Below are 17,585 nucleotides of genomic sequence, written 5' to 3'. Positions count from 1 at the left end.
CTGGGGGCACCCGGCGACGCTCAGCGTCGGGCGGCGGCGTCCTGGCCGGGAATCAGCGGAAGTAGTAGTACGAACCCATGGACGGGAGTCTAGCGAGGGCCGGGGGGACCCGCTCGGCAATAAAAAAGGGTCAGCCTGCTTTGGGGAGGCGGATGACCGCCCGGCCGCCGGTCAGGTCGACGGTGGACCTGTTCGGCGGGGCGCCGTCCTCCTCGTCGTCCCTGAGCAGCAGTGCGCTCTGACGCTCCTTGAGTTCGCTCTGCTTGCCGGGCGAGAAGGTCGCGTGCAGCTGCTCGAAGCCGGTCGCCGACACCTGGCCCTGCCGGGCGCTGTTGCGCCAGGGCAGTATCCCGGCCCGCCCGGCGCGCAGCAGCAGCTGGTCGACGAAGGCGAGCAGGGTCAGCCCGATCACCAGTCCAGGCAAAGTCATCAGTACGAGAAACCCCATGAGGCCAGTCTCACGCATGCTCACCGTCGGCCGCACCGGTTTCGCGACGGGGATCTGACAGGAAGATGCGGGCCGTCGCTGTGCTGCGGCGGCCCGCACGGTCCGGTGGGACTTTCCGTCGTCGGGCGACGGGGGCCGGTGGCGACGAGAAGCTCTGGCGGAGGTGCCGGATCTCAGCCGTTGGGGAGGATGACGGCCCGGCCGTTGATCTTCCCGGCGTGCAGTCGCTCGTACGCGAGCGGCGCCTCGTCGATGGAGTACGTCTCCACGTGGACGTCGACCGAACCGGCGTGGGCGAGGTCGAGCACCTCGACCAGCTCCTTGCGCGAACCCCAGTACGGGGCGGTGACGGTCGTGCCGTAGGGCAGTGTGCCGAAGCCGACGGGCAGTGCGCCGCCCCCGATGCCGACGATCGTGACATCGCCGTCGACGCGGGCGACCGCGCCGGCCGTCTTCACGGTGGGCGGAGCACCGACGAAGTCGAGGACGACGTGGGCGCCGAGGCCGCCGGTCAGTTCGAGCACCTTTGCGGTCGCGTGCTCGTCGGACAGGACGGCCTCGTGGGCGCCGACCGTGCGGGCGAGGGCGAGCTTGTCCTCGGTGACGTCGAGCGCGATGACGCGCACGGCGGTCATGGCGCGCAGCAGCTGGATCGCCACGTGGCCGAGGCCGCCGGTGCCGATGACCACGGCGGTGGCACCGGGCACCAGCTTGGACAGGGAACGCTTGATCGCGTGGTACGGGGTCAGTCCCGCGTCCGTGAGCGGCACCGTCTTCACGGGGTCGAGGTCGCCGATCGGCACCAGGTGGCGCGGGTCGTCGACGATCATGTACTCGGCCATGGCACCGGGGGCGCCGAGTCCGGGCGGTGCGATGCCGAGCTCCTTGGCTCGCAGGCAGTAGTTCTCCTTGCCCTCGGCGCAGTTCACGCAGGTACCGCAGCCCCAGGGACCGTAGACGGCGACCGAGTCGCCGGTCGCGAAGCCGGTGACGCCGTCACCGAGGGCGGCGACCGTGCCGACGCCCTCGTGGCCGAGGGTGAGGGGCAGCGGGAAGGGGATCTGGTCTGCGGGCCGGCTCATCACGGCGATGTCGGAGTGGCAGACACCTGCGGCGGTGACCTTCAGCAGGACCTGCCCCGGGCCGGGCTCGGGGTCCGGGACGGTCACGACCTCGGGAGCGGATCCGACGGCGCGGTACTGAACGGCTTTCATTGGGACTCCTCAGTCTTTCCTTGTTCTCTTTCCAACCCCTGTGCCCCCGGTTCGCCGCTCGGGGCGGTTATGAGGCGGAGTAGCCGCCGTCCACCAGGTGGTAGCTGCCGTGGATGAAGGAGGCCTTGTCGGAGAGGAGGAAGGCGGTGAGCTCGGCCACTTCCTCCGCCGTGCCGAGGCGTCCGGCCGGGTGCAGGGAGATCAGGTGGTCGCGCGCCGGGCCCTCGGCGTTGCGCAGCAGGGGAGTGTCGATGAAGCCGGGGCCGACGGCGTTGATCCGGACGTTCTGCGCGGCGTATTCGAGGGCGGCGGTCTTGGTGAGGCCGACGACGCCGTGCTTGGCCGCGACGTACGCGGGCGAACCGGCGAAGCCGTTGGTGCCGAGGATCGAGGACATGTTGACCACCGCGCCGCCGCCCGCGGCGACGATGGCGGGGAGTTCGTAACGCATCGAGTAGAAGACACCGCTGAGGTTGGTCGCCACGACGCGGTTCCAGTCCTCGATGGCGTACTCACCGGTGGGGTTGCTCGGACCACCGATGCCCGCGTTGTTGACGGCCAGGTGGAGTGCGCCGAAGGTGTCGACGGTGAAGCGGACGGCGGCCTCGACGGAGGCCGGATCGGTCACGTCCATGACGACCGCGGCGGCCTTCGCCCCGGTGCCCTTCAGCTCGGCGGCGGCCTTGCGCGCGGCTTCCTCGTCGTAGTCGGCGACGACGACGGCCGCACCGCTCGCGGCGAGCCGCCCGGCGAGGGCGAGGCCGATGCCGGACGCGCCACCGGTGATGAGGGCGGCCCGGCCGGCGAACTCCGTGTCGGACGTGGCGGGGGTGTCGGTGCTCATGATGTTGCCTTTCCTTCTGTGGTGCTGTGCGGTGCCGTACCGGCCTGCCGCTGGGTGAGCAGGTCCGAGTCGAGGGCGTCGAACGCCTGGACGACCAGCTCGGGCAACGCGTCCTGGCGGCTCCCCCGCACCCAGGCGGCCTGGGCGGCGAGCAGTGCGCCCGCGCCCGCGGCCACCGTGACGGCGGGGCGGATGTCCAGTCGGGGATCGACGCCGAGCCGGTCCGCGACGATGGCGACCGAGTCCTCCTGGGCGTCCACCCGGATGTGGTGGAAGGCCGCGTAGAGGGTCGGTTCCTGCTCGGCGACGACCAGCAGGTCGAAGAACCGGGGGCGGCGGTGCCAGGGCTCCGCCGAGGGGTCGCCGAGCCAGTCGAGCACGGCGCGCCGGTAGGCGGTGAGCGGCGGCTCGGCGGCGGGGCGGGCCCGCAGGGCGTCGTTGATCCGGTCGCCGTCGCCCCGTACGGAGTCGAGGACGGCGGCTTCCTTGCTCGGGAAGTACCGGCTGAAGGTGCGTCGGTCGACATCCGCGGTCTCCGCGATCTCCTCGACCGTCACGTCCCGCAGTCCTCGGTCGAGTACGAGCTCGAACGCGGCCTGCGCCAGCGTCTCCCGGGTCCGGCGGGCCTTGCGGCCGCGCCTCTCCGGGATGTTCCGTTCCGGATTCATAGATGCACCGTACACCTGAAAATGTCCCACCGCGACACTCGTCCCATCAGGACATCACAGGGGCGTGGGGCGTGACGTCACGAGGGCGTGAGACCTGTCGTCGCGCCTTCCGGCTACCGGTCGCCGAGGGGCTCCACGGCCCGCAGGGCGTTCCCGGGCACGGCCTCGGGCCACCGCCCGCCGCCGCCGGACGGGGCCCGGCGCAGGGCGAGGGCGGCGACATCGTCGCGCCTGACGCCACCGGAGAACTCCTCCAGGTCGGCGTGGAGCGCGTCCAGGACCTCGCGCGGACCCCGGTGCGCCCAGCGGCCGAGCCGGTCGTCCAGGGGGTAGAAGTCGCCGGAGGCGTCACGGGCCTCGGTGACGCCGTCGGTGACGACCAGCAGCGTCGCGCCGGGCGGGAAGCCGAACCATTCCGCCGTACGCGCCTCACGGCTCAGCTCGGCCATGCCGAGGGGTACGTGAGCCCGCTGGAGGGTGATCGCCGACGCCTCGCCGTTGTGCAGCAGTCGCGGCGGCAGATGGCCGCAGTTGACCGCCTGCACCCGGTCGCCGCCGTCGAACCCGAGGACCAGCGCCGTCACGAACCGCTCGGTCTCACCGGTCTGGGAGGAGAACTCGTTGTGCCGGACGACCGCGTCCTCCAGGGCGTCCACCACGCCGGTCAGCGTGGGTTCGCGGATGGCGGCCTCACGGAACGCGCCGAGCGCGGCGAAGCCCGCGCCGATGGCGGGGAGCCCCTTGCCCTGGACGTCACCGATGATCACGCGGGTTCCGTACGGCGACTCGACGACCTCATAGATGTCACCACCGACGAACCGGTCCTCCTCGATCGGCTCGTAGAGCCCGTACGCGAAGACCTGGTCGGTCAGGACCGGCAGCGGGCGCAGGATCTGGCGCTGTAGCGCGACGGCGGCGGAGCGCAGCCTGGCGACCTGCCGGGCGTGCCGGATACGGGCCGCACAGGAACCGACACCCAGGCCGCAGGCCAGCACGGTGAAGACGATGCCCACCACCAGGTCCCAGAAGGACCCGTCCGAGGCGATACGGGAGCCGACGACCACGGCCATGATCCAGCCGGCCACTCCCACCGTCTGGCGGACCGTGCAGAAGACGGAGGCCAGGGCGGGGACGACGACCAGCAGCGGGGCCACCTCGAAGTCGTCACCGGTGAAGACATGCAGGAGCACGACCGCGAGGGTCAGCAGCGCCAGCCCCCCGGCCAGCGGCCAGTTGCCGATCCGGGGTGCGCCCGCCGCCGCCTCGCTCGCGTCCGCGCCCGGCAGTTCGGCTTCGCGCACGGCTGCTGCTCGCTGAAGGCCCATGGCCACGGTGTGCCTCCTGTTCGGTCCTCGGTCCCGGGTCTCGGCCGTCGGTAGGACGGTTCCTCACCCAGTGGACCGGGGACCGCGGCGTCGGCACACGAGTCTTACGACCCCGAGCGCGGGCCGAAGGTCCCGGTCGGGACTTTCGGCCCGGGACCTTCGGCACGGGCCGGGGTGCCGAAGGTCCCGGCTGCCGGGCCGGGCACAACCGCCGGGCCGGGGCCGGGAGCGGGCGGCGGAACCGGGGTCTGCCGGGGAACCTGGGTCTGCCGGGGAACGAGGGCCGACAGGAACTCCGTCCTGCGGCGCAGCCGGAAGCCGAGGGCTTCGTAGAGCCGGACGGCGTTGGTGTTGGACGCGGCGGCGTGCAGGAACGGGGTCTCGCCGCGTTCCCTGATCCCGTGGGCGACCGCCCGGACGAGCCGGCCCGCGAGCCCCTGCCCCCGTACGGACTCGTCGGTGCAGACCCCGCTGATCTCGGTCCAGCCGGGCGGGTGCAGCCGCTCGCCCGCCATCGCGACGAGGACGCCGGAGCGGCGGATGCCCAGATAGCTGCCGAGCTCCACGGTGCGCGGCAGAAAGGGCCCGGGGCGGGTGCGGGCCACCAGATCCAGCATCTCGGGGACGTCGGCGGGCCCCAGGGGCACGGCCTCGGGGTCCGGTGCCGCGGCCACCGACTCGTCCACGAGCTGGACGCCCTCGGCGTGGAAGAGGATCTCCCAGTCCGCGGGCGGCGGCTCACGGAACGCGGTCAGGGTGACCGAGGCCCCGGGACCCGCGAGAGCGGCGACATCGGACCAGTCCTGTGCGTCCGGGGCGTCCGGCAGGGCGAGCCACGGGGTGACGTCGACGGGGTAGCGCAGGATGCGGCCGCGGCGCTCCGCGAAGTGGGCGTGCGGGCCGGTCAGCGAGGAGTGCGCCGGGTTGTCCAGCGGATGGGCCGGGTGGCCGGCGGAGGGATGTACGGGCACGAGCGTCTTTCCTGTCTCGGATGCGGGGGCGGATACGGATGCGGATACGGCCGCGGACGCGGATACGGAAACGGCGGCCGGGACGGATGCGGCGGCGGGGGCGCTCATCGGGCCACCTCGATCACGGTCTTCCCGCGTGCGTGGCCGCTTTCCACCGTACGCAGTGCCCGGTCGGCTTCGGCCAGCGGGAACGTCCGCGTCACGTGGGTGCGCAGGGCTCCGCCGACGACGAGGCGCGCCAGTTCGTCCAGGACGGCCGCGGAACGGGTCCGGCGCACGGGCGCACCGCCCAGGTCGGCGACCTCCACCGGCGACCCGGCGCTGATCAGTCGCTTCCGGTCCCCCACCACGGCCGCGGCGGCCGTCAGTGCCTCACCGCCGGCCAGGTCGAAGGCCGCGTCGACGCCCTCGGGGGCCGCGGCCCGTATCCGGTCCTCGGCTCCGGGCCCGTACGTCACATGAACGGCGCCCAGTGATTCGACGAGGTCCCGCTTGGCGGCGCTCGCGGTGCCGAGGACCCGGATCCCGAAGTGGCGGGCGAGCTGCACCGCGGCCACGCCGACACCGCCACCGGCTCCGGTGACCAGCAGGGTGGAGCCGGGAGCGGCGTCGAGCTGGCGCAGTCCGTCGTACGCGGTGGCCGCAGCGACCGGCAGCACCGCCGCGTCCGTGAACGACAGCCCGTCCGGCTTGTGGGCGGTGGCACCGGCCGCCAGCAGGGCGTACTCGGCGTAGCCGCCGGTCAGCGGGGAGCCGAAGACCGGCTGACCGGGTGCGAAGCCCTCGACGCCCGGTCCGACCGCCTCCACCGTCCCCGAGACCTCACTGCCGAACACACCCGGCAGGGGCGCCGGATCGCTTCCCGGCCTGCGGAGGCCGGACCGCCGCTTCCAGTCGACGGGGTTGACCCCGGCCGCCCGGACGGCGACGAGCAGTTCGCCGGGACCGGGAACGGGCACCGGCTGCTCGATGAAGGCTTCCGCCTCCGGTCCGCCGTAGCGGTGGAATATGTACGCCTTGGGCATGAGGTCCCTCGTTCCGGTCCGTCTCGGGTCCGCCGGACGGCCGCGGGCGCCCGACAGCAGCGGAAAGGCGAGGGGACCGGATCGTATTCCCCGGGCGGCGGACTGTTCACGAGCCCGCAATCAGGAGGTCACGGCGCGTGCGCCGGACCGGGGCCGGGCCCGCCGCCGCGTCGTAGCCGCGACGGGCGGCCTCGATGTCAGGCCCACTCGCCGGCGATGGCGCAGAGGATGTCGCGCGCCGGCGCACGGGAGCGTTGCAGAAGATCTCGCGCGTCGGCGCACACGAGCGTTTCGGCCTCCGGACCGACAGGTGTGATCGCCTCTGCCGGTACAGCGCTTACGACTCAGGGCACCTTGAGGTGCCTCTCTTTCCGGAAAGTGCCTTCTTCCGCCCTCGGCCGCTCTTCTACGGTTTCCGCGTAACCCATGGAGAGCAGGCCCTGTTCCGGGCCCCGCTCGCTGTGCCGGAAAGCCGCGGAGAGGCATCCCCCATGACCATCCTCAAGACATACGCACGCCTGTGGGCCGACGACATGGACGCGATCCTGCCACTGCTGCGGCAGCTCGTCGGCGGCGAACCCGATCTGCGTTTCGCTTCGACTCGATCGAACTCGCGGCCATCGGCGATTTCCTCGTCATCGCCGGTCCCGCGGAACAGCGCGCGCGGTACACCCATGCCTCGGCGACGGTGGTCGTCTCCGACCTCGACGAGCTGTCCGCCCGGCTCACCGGGAGCGGCGGGCGGATCACCACCCCGGAGGCCACCGGCCCGACCGGCCGCTTCCTCTACGCGCGGCACGCGGGCGGGGCGGAGGTCGAGTACGTGGAGTGGGTTCCGGAACTGGTCAGCAGGATCACCCCCTGACGGATCCGGTCGGCGGATCCGGCCGACCGGACTGTCCGGCGGATCCGGCCGACATGGCCCGTTGACACGCGTACACGTGGTCGGGCGACCGTCGAAATCAACTCAACCACCGTTCAATACGCGCCGGTCGGTCCCCAATCGCCGCCCGGCTGTGGCAGTCTGGTGGTGACCGCCCCACCGGGCTCCCCCGTACCGGTGGGGCGGTTCTTCGCTTTCTCCGTGTCTCCCGGTGTCCCGCCGCCGTCGGCGCCCGGCGGTTCTCCCACGTACCGCACGCCCCCTCATGACGGTCGCTCAGAGTCGAACACGTCGATTCCCGGCCAATTCCCCACGTGTGACCTGATCGATTCATCGGGGACGCATGAGAGTCATACGCGTGGGCAGGCGCTTAAACCTCATGGCCTACGACCAGGGGAGCGTGACGAGATGACGGCGCACACCGCGCAGACCGCCACCGCTGCGAAACCGACCGGCGCAGTGGAACGAGCAGAATCCGCTGAGCAGCTGCCATGGATCGAGGACGCCGGGAAGATCGCGCCGAAGGACGCGCGCAAGCTGTCGAAGCTCTTCTTCGACCGGCTGCGGGACCTGGAAGAGGGCACCCAGGAGCACCAGTACGCACGGAACACGCTCATCGAGATGAATCTGTCCCTGGTCCGGTTCGCCGCGGGCCGGTTCCGCAACCGGGGCAGCGGCGACATGGAGGACATCGTCCAGGTCGGCACGATCGGTCTGATCAAGGCGATCGACCGGTTCGACCTCTCCCGCGAGGTCGAGTTCACCTCGTTCGCCGTCCCGTACATCGTCGGGGAGATCAAACGATTCTTCCGGGACACCAGCTGGGCCGTGCATGTACCGCGACGGCTGCAGGAGTTGCGCGTCGACCTCGCCAAGTCGAAGGAGACCCTCTCGGGCGATCTCGACCGGGACCCCACCGTCCACGAACTGGCCGAGCATCTGGGCATCGAGGAGGCGGAGGTGACCGAGGGCATCGTCGCGTCCAACGGGTACACGGCGGGTTCGCTGGACATGCCGACCGACACCTCGCAGTCGGGACGCCACAACGCGGGCGGGCGCACCTTCGCCGATGTGCTGGGCGAGCCGGACCCGGCCATGGAGAGCGTGGAGAATCTGCACGCGCTCGCTCCGCTGCTCGGGGAGCTGGACGCCCGCGAGCGCCGCATCATCGACATGCGTTTCGGCCAGGAGCTGACGCAGGCACAGATCGGCGCGGAACTCGGGATCTCCCAGATGCATGTGTCGCGGCTGCTGAGCCGCATGCTGCACCGGCTGCGCAGCGGGATGCTCACCCAGGAGTAGCCGCCGGATCCCTTGTGTTGCTTCCGTATTGCAGCTTCGTGGCCAAGCAGGCGACACGCTTCTCGGACCCGCACCATGCCCTCTACGGTCCGTAGTCAGCCCGTCGACAGCGCGTGCTTCTTGCCGATCAGCCACTGAACCAGCGTGCGAGGAAACACATGAGCCAGCCCCTCGACTCCGTCACCGCAGGGCACACGCCCGAGGACCACGACCGGCAGGAGGCCGGTCCGGCCTGGTCGTTCGAGACCAAGCAGATCCACTCGGGTGCGTCCCCCGACCCGACTACGGGTGCCCGTGCGGTGCCGATCTACCAGACGTCGTCATTCGTCTTCCGCGACACCCAGCACGCCGCCGACCTGTTCTCGCTCGCCGAGCCGGGCAACATCTACACCCGCATCCACAACCCCACCCAGGACGTTCTGGAGCAGCGGATCGCGGCGCTGGAGGGCGGCGTCGCGGCCGTCGCACTCGCCTCGGGGCAGGCCGCGGAGACCCTGGCGATCCTGACGCTGGCCGGTGCCGGGGACCACATCGTCTCCTCCACCTCGCTCTACGGCGGCACGTACAACCTGTTCCGGCACACGCTCCCCCGGTTCGGCATCGAGGTGTCGTTCGTCGACGACCCCGACGACATCGCGCAGTGGCAGGCCGCGATCCGGCCCAACACCAAGGCGCTGTTCGCGGAGACTCTCGGCAATCCGCGCGGTGACGTCCTGGACATCCGGGCCGTCGCGGACGCGGCGCACGGGGCCGGGCTGCCCCTGATCGTCGACAACACCGTGCCCACGCCCTACCTTCTGCGGCCGATCGAGCACGGCGCGGACATCGTCGTCCACTCCGCGACGAAGTTCCTCGGCGGGCACGGCACCACGCTCGGCGGGGTGGTCGTGGACGGTGGCACCTTCGACTTCGGTACGCACTCCGAGCGCTTCCCCGACTTCCACACCCCCGACCCGAGCTACCACGGGCTGCGCTACTGGCCGGATCTCGGACCGTCCGCCTTCGCCGTGAAGCTCCGCGTCCAGCTGCTGCGCGACCTGGGGCCCGCGCTCTCGCCGCACTCGGCGTTCCTGCTGCTCCAGGGGGTGGAGACGCTCAGCCTCCGGCTGGAGCGGCACACCTCCAACGCGCTGACGCTCGCCCGGTGGCTGGAGCAGCGCGACGAGGTGGCGGCGGTGCACTACGCCGGTCTGGAGTCGAACCGCTGGTACGAGGCGGGGCAGCGCTATCTGCCGCGCGGCGCCGGTGCGGTGCTGTCGTTCGAACTGCGGGACGGGGCCGAGGCGGGCAGGCGGTTCGTGGACGCGGTCGAGCTGTTCAGCCACCTCGCCAACATCGGTGACGTACGGAGCCTGATCATCCACCCCGCGTCGACCACGCACAGCCAGTTGACCGAGGAGCAGCTGGCCGCCACCGGTGCGACCGCCGGCCTCGTACGGCTCTCGGTGGGGCTGGAGAACGTGGACGATCTCACGGCGGATCTGGAGGCGGGATTCCGGGCCGCGAAGGCGGCGTCCTGAACCGGACGGCCACTTCCCGCACACTTCCCCTCCCGCCGGCCGCCGGAGGCCGGCGGGAGGGGGACCCGCCCGGCGGACGTTCCTTGGTGGTCCTGGACCGGCCGCTGACGCTGGAGTCCGGCCTCGCGCTGCCGGATGTGCGCCTGGCGTACGAGACATGGGGGCGGCGGGCTCCGGACGGGGCCAACGCGGTGCTGGTCCTGCACGCGCTGACCGGTGACAGCCATGTGGCCGGGCCCGCGGGACCGGGGCACCCGACCGCGGGGTGGTGGGACGCGCTGGTCGGTCCGGGGAAGGCGCTCGACACCGACCACTGGTTCGTGGTCGCGCCGAACGTGCTGGGCGGCTGCCAGGGCAGCACCGGCCCCTCGTCCCGGCGCCCGGACGGTACTCGTTGGGGTGGCGGATTCCCGTATCTGACGGTCCGTGACCAGGTGGCGGCGGAGGTGGCGCTGGCCGACGCGCTCGGCATCGATCGCTGGGCGGCGGTCGTCGGGGGTTCGATGGGCGGCATGCGGGCCCTGGAATGGGCGGTGGGCCGTCCCGAGCGCACCGGGTCCCTCCTCGTACTGGCGGCCCCGGCCGCCGCCTCCGCGGAGCAGATCGCCTGGGGGTCGGTGCAGATGTCCGCGATCCGTACGGACCCGGGGTGGCGGGGCGGGCACTACCACGACGCGGCACCCGGCGAGGGTCCCCACCGGGGTCTCGGCCAGGCCCGGCGGATCGCCCATGTCACCTACCGCAGCGAGCCGGAGCTGGGTTCCCGGTTCGGCAGGGAGCCGCAACCGGGCGAAGAGCCGGGGCGGGGCGGCCGCTACCGGGTGGAGTCATATCTCGACCACCACGCGGACAAGCTGGTGCACCGCTTCGACGCGGGCAGTTATGTGGTGCTCACCGAGGCGATGAACGGTCACGACGTCGGCCGGGGCCGGGGCGGTGTCGCCGGGGCGCTGCGCCGGGCGGGGATGCCCGCCCTGGTCGCGGGTGTCGATTCGGACCGGTTGTATCCGCTGACGCAGCAGGCGGAGCTGGCGGCGCTGCTGCCGGGCGCGGACCGGCTCAGGACCGTCGAATCACCGTACGGGCACGACGGATTCCTGATCGAGACCGGCCAAGTGGGCATGATGTTGCGGGAGTTGCTTCCCGTTCCTCGTTCCTCTCACCTTCCCCAGGAGCGCCCATGAGTTCCGCACCGCTGTCCGAGTCCGAGGACCATTACGAGCGGGTACGGCTTCGCCAGTGGTCGCGCGGCCGTGCGCGCTCGGCCGGATTCGACCGCCGGGAGTTGTTGAAGCTGGTCGCGGCGGCTTCGGTGGCCGGGCCGCTGGTCCCGGCAACCGCCGCGCCCGCGCGGGCGGCCGCACCCGCGCCGGGCGTGGTGAAGCCGCTGCCGCCCGAGCTGTTCACGGTGCGTGGCACCAACGCCGAGACGAACTTCGCGGCACTGCGCTCCACGGGCCTGCTCACCCCCGCCGACCGCTTCTTCGTCCGCAACCACACCGCCACCCCGCGGATCAGCGCGGCCGACTGGCGGCTGACCGTGTGGGGCAGCGGGCTGACGGGAGGGCCGGTCGACTTCTCGTACGCCGATCTGCGCACCCTGCCCGCGGTCACCCGCACGGCTTTCGTCGAGTGCGCGGGCAATGCCCGCAGCTTCTACGCCTCTCAGCAGAACCAGCAGGTCAGCGGCACCGCGTGGACCATGGGCGCGATCGGCACAGCGCGCTGGCGCGGGGTGCGGCTGGCGGACGTGCTCCGCCGTGCGGGGATCGGCCGGAACGCGGTCGACGTTCTGCCGCGCGGCCTCGACGCGGAGGTCATCAGCGAGGGCGTCAACCTGGGCCGGGTGCGCAGACCGCTGCCGGTGGAGAAGGCTCTGGACGACGTACTGCTCGCCTACGAGATGAACGGTGAGCCGCTGCCGCCCGACCACGGCCATCCGGTCCGTCTGATCGTCCCTTCGTGGGTGGGGATCGCGAACATCAAGTGGGTCGGTGACATCGAGGTGAGCGCCGAGCCGCTGTTCACGCCGTGGAACACGGGTCTGTACCGCCTGTTCGGCCCCGGTCATCCGCCGGAGGGAAGCGCGCCGCTGACCCGCCAGACCTTGAAGAGCGCGTTCGAGCTGGACCTCGGCGCCTCGTTCCCGGCGCACCGCCGGGTGCTGCTGACGGGCCGGTCCTGGTCGGGCGGGGCGCCGGTACGCTCGGTCGAGGTCAGCACCGACGGCGGTACCCGCTGGCGGCGCGCCCGGCTGCGCGACGAGCCCCGGTCCGGCAGCTGGGTCCGGTGGTCGGCCGACTGGGTGCCGAGGGGCCGGGGAGCCGGGGTGCTGCTGGCCCGCGCGACGGACCGTTCGGGGCGCACACAGCCGGAGGTGGCGGTCCACAACACGCAGGGCTATCTGTTCGACGCGGTGGTCCGGCATCCGGTGACGGTCGTCTGACCCGGTGACCGTCGTACGCCGTGGTGTCAGTTGTCAGACGCGGCGCCGGTCGTCCGATCCGGCGCCGGTCGTACGGCCCGGGGGACATGGCGTACGACCGGCGGGAAGGGCGCGCGGCCGGGAAAAGAGCGCGCGGCCCCGGCCGGGCGGCTGGTAGAAACCCGGCATGACCCCTGGCGCGCACCCACCCGATCCGATGGAACAGCTGCTGGCCGAGCGGGCCTGCGAACGGCTCGTAGTCGAGTTCGTCCGCAGGCTCGACCTCGGCGATCCGCCGACGGTGGCCGACCTGTTCACCCCGGACGGCCGGTGGGAGTGGCCCGTGGGCGGGCGCCGGGTCGAGGGGCGGGAGGCGCTGCGGGCCTACTTCGGCTCCCGGCCCGCCGACCGGCACTCGCGTCGGATGTGCACGAACATCCTGGTGACCGTCGACTCGCCCACCACCGCCTCGTCGACGACGTATTTCGCGACCTTCCGGGTCGACGGTGCCGGGGACTCGCTGCCCGCCCCGCGGCTGCCGGCGAATGTCGGCCACTACGAGGACACGTTCCGCAAGGTCGACGGGGTCTGGCTGCTCGCCTCGCGCACCCTGGTGCTGGCCTTCGGCGGCGCCACGGAGCGGATCGCGCCGCCGCCCCCGTCCGGCGCCTGAGCCTCAGGGAGCCGTCCGCGCGCCCGCCAGCACGGCGGCGTGCACCGCCCTGGCGATGCGGGACCCCCATGGCGAGCGCGGCCCGGCGAAGGGTTCGCCACCGTCGGGCCCCGGGTCGGGAGCCGAGACGCACACGGCGTCTGTGGGGGTGCCCGAGCAGTCGAGACCGGCGTCCAGGAGCGCCTGGACCTTGGCTTCGGTGGCGGTGGCGACGGCGTTGACCAGGGCGGCGTCGGAGAGGGCGGCGGGTACGGTGACGACGATGTTGACGGTGCCGGGGAGCGGCGCTCCGGCGGTGGCTTCGGCCGGGGCCGCGGCCCAGCCCCGCACGCCGAGCCCACAGGTGACGGTGGCCGTCACGCCCTCGTCGGCGGCCCGGGTGTACGCGGTGACGTCGGCCGCCGTCATCAGCCCGGCGCCCGGTCCTGTGAGCCCTTCCGCGGCGGCGATCTCGGCGAGGTGGCGGTCGGGGTCCGGGCGGGGGTAGCCACCGGGTACCTGTGCGTTGAGGATCCAGGCGCGGGGTCCGATGCCGCCGCCGAGTACGGCGCTGCTGCACACCCGTACACCCGGCCCCAGCCGCCACACCAGGTGGTGCAGGTCCTGTCCGTCCTCCCGCCGGGACAGCAGGGCTCCGCGCTGTCCGGGCAGAGGTGTGCCGGCGGATCGGATGATGTACCCCCGGGTGGGACGGCAGAACGACGGACGGCTGCGGGATGGCCCTTGGAGGCTCGCGTCGATTCTAGGAGAGGCCGCGATCACCTCACTCCATGGGTAATTTGTCCGATCTCTGATACCACATGATCCGGCCGTTCCGCACGGATGACGCACCCTCGGCCCGCTGGCCCGCACCGTCCGACCTCACCCGATCGGCCTAACCGGAGCGGCCGGATCGCGGTCCCGTCGCACGGGGCCTGGCGCCATGACCGGCGCTTCGGCGTGCCGGCCCTGCGGCCCGGCAAGTTGCAGCGTCCATCCGGGTGAGGCGCGATGGAAGTCGGACGCGCCTCACCTGGTGGATCAACCCACAGGGCATGTCCGGGCGAGGAGGAATCGGTTATGGGAGCCGCTGACGGTTTCACGGATTCCGGAGAGCTGGACGGTCTGACCGTCTACGACAAAGAGGGCGAGAAGGTCGGCAGTGTGGGCCGGGTGTATGTCGATGACGACACCGGCAGGCCCGACTGGGTCACGGTCAAGACCGGGCTGTTCGGCATGAAGGAGAGCTTCGTACCGCTCGCCGGAGCCCGTCGAGTGGGCTCCGACCTGCACGTCTCATATCCGAAGGACAGCGTCAAGGACGCCCCGAGGGTGGACGCGGACGCGCACCTGTCCGTCTCGGAGGAGGAAGAACTCTACCGGCACTACGGGCTGACCAGGAAGGCCGGCACCATCGGTGACAAGGGACGTGCCGGTACCGGCACGCCGACCGCCGCCGGAACCGGTGCGCTGGACGCTGCGGGTGCCGCGGGCGCCGGAACACGGGGCGCGGCAGCCACGGGCCGCACCACCACCACCGGCACCGGCACGACCGCGGACATGGCAGGAGCGGGTACCGGCATGGGCAAGCATCGTGGCATGGACACCTCCGCGACGGCACGCCCACTCGCCGGAGCCGGGGCCGAACGGTCCGCCACCGGACTCGGTGGCAAGGAGGAGATGATCCGTTCCGAGGAGCAGCTGCTCGTCGGAACGGAGGAGTACGAGAGCGGAAGGGCACGCCTGCACAAGTACGTCGTGACGGAGAACGTCACCCGCACCGTGCCGGTGTCCCACGAAGAGGTACGGGTGGTCCGCGAGCCGATGCGTCCGGGCGAGAAGTCGGCCGGGACGCAGAACATCGGTGAGCAGGACGTGGAGGTGACGCTGCACGCCGAACGCGCCACCGTCCGCAAGGAGGCCGTCCCGGTGGAGCGCGTCCGCCTGGAGACCAACAGGGTCACCGAGCAGAAGGAGGTCTCCGCCGAGGTTCGCAAGGAGAAGATCGACTACGCGGACGGCAAGGACATGGGCACGGGCAAGGACATGGGCGGCGAGTTCGGCCAGGGACGCCGCCGCTGACCCCCGCACACCGCGGCCGAACGCCGCTCCCATGGTCTCGATCGCCGGGCGGGCTGCTGTCGCAGCCCGCCCGGCGCGATGGGTACAGGCTTTCCGGCGCGGCGCTCTTCCCCGGTCCGCGAGCCGCCCGGCGCGAACTCCCGGACGGTGACTCGATCTCCCTGACGGTGACTCCAACTCCCGTGCCAGTCACGCGAACTCCCTGACGGTGACTCCAACTCCCGTGCCAGTCACGCGAACTCCCGGACGGTGACTCCGACTCCCGGCCGGTGACCGGTACGACGGCGTCCCCTACCGCGCGTCGGCCGGTCGACGACCCGGCAGGAAACGTACCGACGGCCGCCCGTCCGGGCCGTCCGGGGTGACGACCGCCCGTACCCGGTAGACGTCCTCGACGAGCTCTGCGGTGATCACCTCGGCCGGGGTGCCGGCCGCGACCACCCGGCCCGCCTTCAGCACCGTGATCCGGTCGCAGAACATCGCGGCGAGGTTGAGGTCGTGCAGCGCGATCACGCTGGTGACCGGAAGCGACGCGACCAGGGACAGCAGCTCCAACTGGTGCTGGATGTCGAGGTGGTTCGTCGGCTCGTCCAGGAGGAGTTCGCGCGGCTGCTGGGCCAGGGCGCGGGCGATCTGGACCCGCTGGCGCTCACCGCCGGACAGGGTGTGCCAGAACTGTCCGGCTCGGTCGGCCAGTCCGGTGCGCTCCAGCGCTTCGCGTACGGCCTCCTCGTCGGCCCGGTCCGGGGCGGACCACGCGCGGCGGTGCGGGATGCGCCCGAGACGTACGACATCCAGCACGCTGAGTTCGACCTGGGTGGCCGCGTGCTGGTCGACCACGGCCACGCGCCGGGCCACGGTGCGGCGGCCGATGTCGCCGAGCGGGCGGCCGTCCAGCGTGACGGTGCCGCTGCCCGGGGCGAGGACGCCCGCGAGTACCCGCAACAGGGTCGACTTGCCCGACCCGTTGGGTCCGAGGAGCGCGACGGTGGCGCCGGGCGGCGGCGTGATGCTCACCCCGTCGAGGATGAGCCGCCCGCCCGCCTCCCGGCTGACGCGTTCGGCCCACAGGCCCCCGGTGCCCTTGGTGCCCCCGGTACCTTCGGGGGTTCCCGTGCCCTCGGTGGCCCCGGTGGGCCGGCGCGTCATGCGGTCCTCCGGGTGCGGTACAGGACGAGCACGAAGGCGGGCACCCCGATCAGAGCGGTGACGACTCCGACCGGCACCTCCTGGGGGTCCAGGACGGTCCGGGCGAGGGTGTCGACCCAGACCAGGAAGACCGCCCCGGCCAGGGCGGTGACGGGGAGCAGCCGCCGGTGCCCGGAGCCGGTAAGCGCGCGGGCGGCATGCGGCAGTACGAGGCCGACGAACCCGATGGCGCCCGCGGAGCTGACCAGCGCCGCGGTGAGCAGGGCGGTGGTGCACAGGAGCACGATCCTGGTGCGGGCGACATGGACGCCGAGGGCCGCCGCCGCGTCCTGGCCGAAGGCGAAGGCGTCAAGGGTACGGGCGTGGCCCAGGCAGATCAGCAGCGTGCCGGCGAGGACGGCGGCGCAGACCCCCACGTCGCTCCAGCCGACCCCGGCCAGCGAGCCGAGGAGCCAGAACAGCACCCCGCGGGTCTGCTCGGCGTCGGCCGCGGTCATGACGACGAAGGAGGTGAGCGCCGAGAACAGCTGCATCGCCGCGACACCGGAGAGCACGACCCGGTCGACCGTGCCCCCGAGGGTGTGGCTGAGCAGCAGGACGAGGGCGAACGAGCACAGGGCCCCGATGAACGCCCCGGTCGAGATCGACACCGCTCCCCCGCCGACCCCGAGGACGACCACCACGACCGCGCCGGTCGAGGCGCCCGACGAGACTCCCAGGACGAAGGGGTCGGCGAGCGGGTTGCGCAGGAGCGACTGCATCACGGTGCCGCACACCGCGAGCCCGGCGCCGCACACGGCGGCGAGCAGGGTGCGGGGCATGCGCAGGTTCCAGATGATGCCGTCCCGGATCGGAGTGAGTGTCGATTCACCGACGCCGAGATGCGCGGCGACGGCGGACCAGACGTCGGGGACGGAGATCCGGGCCGGCCCGATGGTGACGGCGACCGCGACGGAGAGCGGGAGCAGCGCGAGACCGCAGGTCCACAGCAGTGCGACACGCGTGCGCCGTACGCGGGCACGGGCGCGAGGCGCATGGGGCCCGAGCGCCCCGCCCGGGCCGGAGGGTTGTGCGGGC

General features: G+C 72.2%; 16 protein-coding genes and 1 pseudogene. 7 read left to right on the top strand and 10 right to left on the bottom strand.

Annotated elements, in window-relative coordinates; all coding sequences use genetic code 11:
* Positions 1-130: 130 nt before the first annotated feature.
* The 7 genes from OG413_RS37175 to OG413_RS37145 all read right to left on the bottom strand — a co-directional run bounded on the left by OG413_RS37175 (position 131) and on the right by OG413_RS37145 (position 6,495).
* Positions 131-448: a DUF6191 domain-containing protein gene (locus OG413_RS37175; protein WP_073728759.1), complete on the bottom strand. Its 318-nt coding sequence runs from the start codon at positions 446-448 to the stop codon at positions 131-133.
* A 173-nt stretch (positions 449-621) separates the two neighbouring features.
* Positions 622-1,662 carry an NAD(P)-dependent alcohol dehydrogenase gene (locus OG413_RS37170; RefSeq protein ID WP_266813433.1) on the bottom strand — a complete coding sequence of 347 codons (1,041 nt, stop codon included), beginning with the start codon at positions 1,660-1,662 and terminating at the stop codon, positions 622-624.
* Between the two features lie 67 nt (positions 1,663-1,729).
* The gene (locus OG413_RS37165) at positions 1,730-2,506 is read right to left on the bottom strand and encodes an SDR family NAD(P)-dependent oxidoreductase (protein WP_266813432.1); all 777 of its coding nucleotides are present in this window, start codon (positions 2,504-2,506) and stop codon (positions 1,730-1,732) included.
* Positions 2,503-3,174, bottom strand: coding sequence for a TetR family transcriptional regulator (locus tag OG413_RS37160; protein ID WP_266813430.1), 672 nt, complete (start codon positions 3,172-3,174; stop codon positions 2,503-2,505). The genes OG413_RS37165 and OG413_RS37160 overlap by 4 nt, the downstream gene beginning before the upstream one ends.
* 113 nt (positions 3,175-3,287) lie before the next feature.
* Positions 3,288-4,499: a PP2C family protein-serine/threonine phosphatase gene (locus OG413_RS37155; protein ID WP_266814256.1), complete on the bottom strand. Its 1,212-nt coding sequence runs from the start codon at positions 4,497-4,499 to the stop codon at positions 3,288-3,290.
* 104 nt (positions 4,500-4,603) lie between these two features.
* Positions 4,604-5,578 carry a GNAT family N-acetyltransferase gene (locus OG413_RS37150; protein ID WP_266813428.1) on the bottom strand — a complete coding sequence of 325 codons (975 nt, stop codon included), beginning with the start codon at positions 5,576-5,578 and terminating at the stop codon, positions 4,604-4,606.
* A complete protein-coding gene (locus tag OG413_RS37145; RefSeq protein ID WP_266813426.1) occupies positions 5,575-6,495 on the bottom strand; it encodes an NADP-dependent oxidoreductase in 921 nt (306 codons plus the stop codon). Before OG413_RS37145 ends, OG413_RS37150 begins: the two co-directional genes overlap by 4 nt.
* A gap of 491 nt (positions 6,496-6,986) precedes the next feature.
* On the opposite strand from OG413_RS37145, the pseudogene OG413_RS37140 reads away from it, so the two are divergent.
* The 6 genes and pseudogenes from OG413_RS37140 (at position 6,987) to OG413_RS37115 (ending at position 13,298) form a co-directional block, all read left to right on the top strand.
* Positions 6,987-7,360 (top strand): annotated as a pseudogene (locus tag OG413_RS37140) (VOC family protein).
* 426 nt (positions 7,361-7,786) lie between these two features.
* A complete protein-coding gene (locus OG413_RS37135) occupies positions 7,787-8,680 on the top strand; it encodes an RNA polymerase sigma factor SigF (protein ID WP_266813425.1) in 894 nt (297 codons plus the stop codon).
* Between the two features lie 158 nt (positions 8,681-8,838).
* Complete coding sequence (locus OG413_RS37130; RefSeq protein ID WP_266813424.1) at positions 8,839-10,200, top strand: bifunctional o-acetylhomoserine/o-acetylserine sulfhydrylase; 1,362 nt, start codon at positions 8,839-8,841, stop codon at positions 10,198-10,200.
* On the top strand, positions 10,197-11,384 hold the full coding sequence (locus OG413_RS37125) for a homoserine O-acetyltransferase (RefSeq protein WP_266814254.1): 1,188 nt from the start codon (positions 10,197-10,199) through the stop codon (positions 11,382-11,384). The genes OG413_RS37130 and OG413_RS37125 overlap by 4 nt, the downstream gene beginning before the upstream one ends.
* Positions 11,381-12,646 (top strand): sulfite oxidase, encoded by a 1,266-nt coding sequence (locus OG413_RS37120; RefSeq protein ID WP_266813423.1) that lies wholly within the window; start codon positions 11,381-11,383, stop codon positions 12,644-12,646. The genes OG413_RS37125 and OG413_RS37120 overlap by 4 nt, the downstream gene beginning before the upstream one ends.
* A gap of 166 nt (positions 12,647-12,812) precedes the next feature.
* Complete coding sequence (locus tag OG413_RS37115) at positions 12,813-13,298, top strand: nuclear transport factor 2 family protein (RefSeq protein WP_266813422.1); 486 nt, start codon at positions 12,813-12,815, stop codon at positions 13,296-13,298.
* Between the two features lie 3 nt (positions 13,299-13,301).
* On the opposite strand, the gene OG413_RS37110 is transcribed toward OG413_RS37115, so the two are convergent.
* Complete coding sequence (locus tag OG413_RS37110; protein WP_266814252.1) at positions 13,302-13,949, bottom strand: adenosylcobinamide amidohydrolase; 648 nt, start codon at positions 13,947-13,949, stop codon at positions 13,302-13,304.
* 408 nt (positions 13,950-14,357) lie between these two features.
* Here OG413_RS37110 and OG413_RS37105 point away from each other — a divergent pair, with 408 nt between their 5' ends.
* The gene (locus tag OG413_RS37105; RefSeq protein ID WP_266813420.1) at positions 14,358-15,359 is read left to right on the top strand and encodes a PRC and DUF2382 domain-containing protein; all 1,002 of its coding nucleotides are present in this window, start codon (positions 14,358-14,360) and stop codon (positions 15,357-15,359) included.
* 291 nt (positions 15,360-15,650) lie between these two features.
* Here OG413_RS37105 and OG413_RS37100 read toward each other — a convergent pair whose 3' ends face one another.
* Together OG413_RS37100 and OG413_RS37095 are read right to left on the bottom strand one after the other, a co-directional pair.
* Positions 15,651-16,508: an ABC transporter ATP-binding protein gene (locus OG413_RS37100; protein WP_266813418.1), complete on the bottom strand. Its 858-nt coding sequence runs from the start codon at positions 16,506-16,508 to the stop codon at positions 15,651-15,653.
* Entirely contained in the window at positions 16,505-17,500 is a 996-nt protein-coding gene (locus OG413_RS37095; RefSeq protein WP_266814250.1) for an iron ABC transporter permease, read from the bottom strand. The genes OG413_RS37100 and OG413_RS37095 overlap by 4 nt, the downstream gene beginning before the upstream one ends.
* Between the last annotated feature and the right edge of the window lie 85 nt (positions 17,501-17,585).

It is taken from the genome of Streptomyces sp. NBC_01433 (assembly GCF_026340105.1).
GTDB lineage: Bacteria > Actinomycetota > Actinomycetes > Streptomycetales > Streptomycetaceae > Streptomyces.
This window is presented reverse-complemented; position numbering and strand designations above follow the sequence as displayed.

Excerpts from the sequence above, each read along its gene's own strand:
- OG413_RS37175 (WP_073728759.1), bottom strand. The coding sequence starts at position 448 with ATGGGGTTTCTCGTACTGATGACTTTGCCTGGACTGGTGATCGGGCTG.
- OG413_RS37170 (WP_266813433.1), bottom strand. The coding sequence starts at position 1,662 with ATGAAAGCCGTTCAGTACCGCGCCGTCGGATCCGCTCCCGAGGTCGTG.
- OG413_RS37165 (WP_266813432.1), bottom strand. The coding sequence starts at position 2,506 with ATGAGCACCGACACCCCCGCCACGTCCGACACGGAGTTCGCCGGCCGG.
- OG413_RS37160 (WP_266813430.1), bottom strand. The coding sequence starts at position 3,174 with ATGAATCCGGAACGGAACATCCCGGAGAGGCGCGGCCGCAAGGCCCGC.
- OG413_RS37155 (WP_266814256.1), bottom strand. The coding sequence starts at position 4,499 with ATGGGCCTTCAGCGAGCAGCAGCCGTGCGCGAAGCCGAACTGCCGGGC.
- OG413_RS37150 (WP_266813428.1), bottom strand. The coding sequence starts at position 5,578 with ATGAGCGCCCCCGCCGCCGCATCCGTCCCGGCCGCCGTTTCCGTATCC.
- OG413_RS37145 (WP_266813426.1), bottom strand. The coding sequence starts at position 6,495 with ATGCCCAAGGCGTACATATTCCACCGCTACGGCGGACCGGAGGCGGAA.
- OG413_RS37135 (WP_266813425.1), top strand. The coding sequence starts at position 7,787 with ATGACGGCGCACACCGCGCAGACCGCCACCGCTGCGAAACCGACCGGC.
- OG413_RS37130 (WP_266813424.1), top strand. The coding sequence starts at position 8,839 with ATGAGCCAGCCCCTCGACTCCGTCACCGCAGGGCACACGCCCGAGGAC.
- OG413_RS37120 (WP_266813423.1), top strand. The coding sequence starts at position 11,381 with ATGAGTTCCGCACCGCTGTCCGAGTCCGAGGACCATTACGAGCGGGTA.
- OG413_RS37115 (WP_266813422.1), top strand. The coding sequence starts at position 12,813 with ATGACCCCTGGCGCGCACCCACCCGATCCGATGGAACAGCTGCTGGCC.
- OG413_RS37105 (WP_266813420.1), top strand. The coding sequence starts at position 14,358 with ATGGGAGCCGCTGACGGTTTCACGGATTCCGGAGAGCTGGACGGTCTG.
- OG413_RS37100 (WP_266813418.1), bottom strand. The coding sequence starts at position 16,508 with ATGACGCGCCGGCCCACCGGGGCCACCGAGGGCACGGGAACCCCCGAA.